Here is a 3,061-nt window from a genome sequence, read left to right on the forward strand (position 1 = left end):
ATTGTATTCTACACGGACGAGGGTCAAATTTTTGAACTTACCCCTTTTGTAGATATTTCAAGCATTGTATTAGAAGAAAAAATAGTAGACCCAAGCCTAAAAACGGCAGCAAGCAGTTTTAGCTTTAGTGTAAGCGGCCTATCAGAAGAATTTTTGAATTTCTTATTCTTCAGAAACGAAGACATTTTCGTAAAAGTAAATGATAAGAATAACCCCGTTTTTAGGGGAATTCTAGAAAAATTTTTCAGCAGAGATCTGTTCAATAGCACCAAAAGTGTATCATTCACAGTTAACGACTACTCTAGCCTACTAAAGATTGCATTCGAAAATCCAGTTCAATTCCCAATCAATTTTTCACCAGACTGGCTTTTTGTATACAATCCTTTGGCAAAAGAGCTCTCACTTGTTCACCTAATAATAGAAAAAACTAAACTAAAAGACCTTATTGATGATGATGCTAGCGAAGCAATACTTGACAAAGTCCCCGCTGTAATCATTGATTCTGGAGAAGATGTAGAAACTATATTGCAAGCCTTGTTGTATGAATTCGGATACGCATACACTTTCTCTTCAGTTGGCAAACTACAAATTCTTCCAATTTGGAAAAGCGAAGTTATTACTAAAGAAATTGAAATTTGTACTGTGGATGCTGAAAGTTATGTTATGTCAAAAAGTAGCTCCAGTAGCTACGATTCAACTAAAGTTGTTTGGAGAGAAGGCAAATTCCAAAGCAAAGAAGAAGCAATGTCCAAAAAACGACCACTGTACTCAGCCCCAATCAATGTTGCTGGTACCGATGGTGCACTGTACGTTGCAGTTCTTCAAAAAGGCGTAGTGTACCCCGACTTTGCAGACAAATTAGGAAGCAGCGTTTTTCAAGAATATGATCCTAGTTGGCTAGACACAGTTTACAAATGGGACTTCAAAAGGCGTGAAGTTTGGCACGATCATTATGCCATAAATGAACATTTAGCAATAATCTCAACTCATAACCTTGAAACAAGGTTTAGTGCCGACTCCTCCATCAAGCTTGAAAATAAAGAATATTTTCCAACAAAAGCTAAGCTTTGGTTTAGAAACACTTCTAGTAGTCAAGGCTCCAAATATATTTACCACTTTGATATCTACGGAGATGTTTTCTACACAATAGCTCAAAATGTACTCCAAACCGACAATGCTGATGATTTTTACTCTAAAAAGTTTGAATACACAACCAGGTTTATTTTTTCCGAAGAATCCGCAGTAAGACTTTTTGAATTCTTAACCAACCTACGAGTCAAAGGACACACTATTGTTAATTTTAGGTCAATGCAAAATCTAAATATAACCGATTTTGTCAAACTTAGACTTGATAATATTGGTATTGATCATTTTTTTCTTATACTTTCAAAAAAAATTACTAACTTTGATCTAGATATCAAGCTTTACGAATACGAAGGAATCACCTGGGGTGACTACACTCATTACGAATACCTTACAACTTCAACTAAAATATCAGTAAGCGACTACTTGTCTGGGGTCAACAAAGTTGTTATTGCACCGTTTAATTATGATGGCACTGAAACTTTCCAGTTCAAAGCTGACGGATTCAAAGACGAAGATACTCTAAACACCGCAATTGAATTTGCAAAACAAGCAGGACTTAACAAAATCAAACTCCTCAACGGAGATTTTTACATTTACGATCAAGTAAAACTAAACAATTTAGAAATCGAAGGCGATGACGAAGTTTTCATAAGAAGCACGGGTTTTTCTAAACATATTTTTGAATCAGAAAAATCATTCAAGCTTTCCGGGATTAGCATATGCCAGCAGCCATTAAGCGAACTTTACATTAACGGAGGCACTCTAAATCAAGAAGAATTGTCAATGTATCTAGAAGACAAAAGCTTTACACAGCCCGCTGTTGTAGTCTTCTGCTCTTCATATTCAGTAAAAGAAAATGCCAGATCATCAGTCTATGTTACAGATGCAAGCTTTGTGTACATCAAAAATGTCACATTTCGTTGTGCTCTAAACAATGCACTGCATTTGAAAAAAGTAAAAAAAATCCTGCTAGAAGATGTTGATTTTGACTCTGCAAACCAAGGTTTCGAAATCAGTGACGCTAAAAATATTACGCTCGTCAACACCAACATCAAAAGCAGCAAAAAAGAATCGGTTGCAAGCGGATACAACATTATGATCAGGGGAAGTTCTTTTGAAAACAACAACAATGCACTAAAACTTTCGAATTTCTCAAGCGTAAAAATACTAGATTCTCAGCTCAGTAAAAACAAAGGTACAGCACTTCACTTAGTTGACATTACTATCGCAAGACTAAACAATAATGTTTTTGTCGAAAACAAAGTCGGACTTGAAAATCATTCTTTTGACTTAATCATTCAAGACACTTTTTTGAAAAACACACTTGCTCTTGATCTATCAGATTCAAAAGGAAGAATAATTGATAGTAGCACTTATTCAGAAAATACTAAAGACAAACAGGAGGCCGCTTAAATGATAAGTGATGAAGACTTTGAAGAAATCAAAAAAAGACTTCAAGCCGACAACATCAAATTCCAATTTGGCGTTGGAACTATGGAAGAAGCAAAAAATTACGTTGGCAAACTTGGCGAACCCATTGTTGTCAAAGACAAAGAATTATTTGCCATTTGCAATGGCCAAGACACTACTAACAGAAAATATTACTCCCTAAATAAGAATACTAAACCCCCTATTGGTGAAAATCTAGAAGATTATCTAGAACATTTAGTTAACTGGTGCTTAGAAAACACTTACCCCGGATTCTTAACCACAGAATTCGCCAAAGAAGGCTCATTGTCAAGAAGCAAACTGATACAAGCTTTCGAGGATACTAAAAAATTTTGTATTCCAGATGGCAGAAGTCTTCCCAATGATTGTTTTGTAAAAGAAAAATTTGGAATATCTTCAGCACCCTATTTGTCGGGTAGATTTTTACGGCACTACGACCCTAGTGGCAGCACCGACTCTTCCGGCTCAAGAAGCCTGGGCGATACACAAAGTGACTCTTTTGAAAGACATCAGCATATAATTGACA

At 35.8% G+C, this 3,061-nt stretch carries 2 protein-coding genes; both read left to right on the top strand.

All coding sequences use genetic code 11. The features are described 5' to 3' along the window. The coding region (locus BLO14_RS05625; protein ID WP_143280333.1) for a right-handed parallel beta-helix repeat-containing protein at nucleotides 1-2,499 on the top strand (2,499 nt) is incomplete at its 5' end. Beyond that, nucleotides 2,500-3,061, top strand: a 562-nt coding sequence (locus BLO14_RS05630; protein ID WP_091973922.1) for a hypothetical protein, incomplete at its 3' end; no start/stop codon positions are given.

It is taken from the genome of Borreliella japonica (assembly GCF_900099615.1).
Taxonomy (GTDB): Bacteria; Spirochaetota; Spirochaetia; order Borreliales; family Borreliaceae; genus Borreliella; species Borreliella japonica.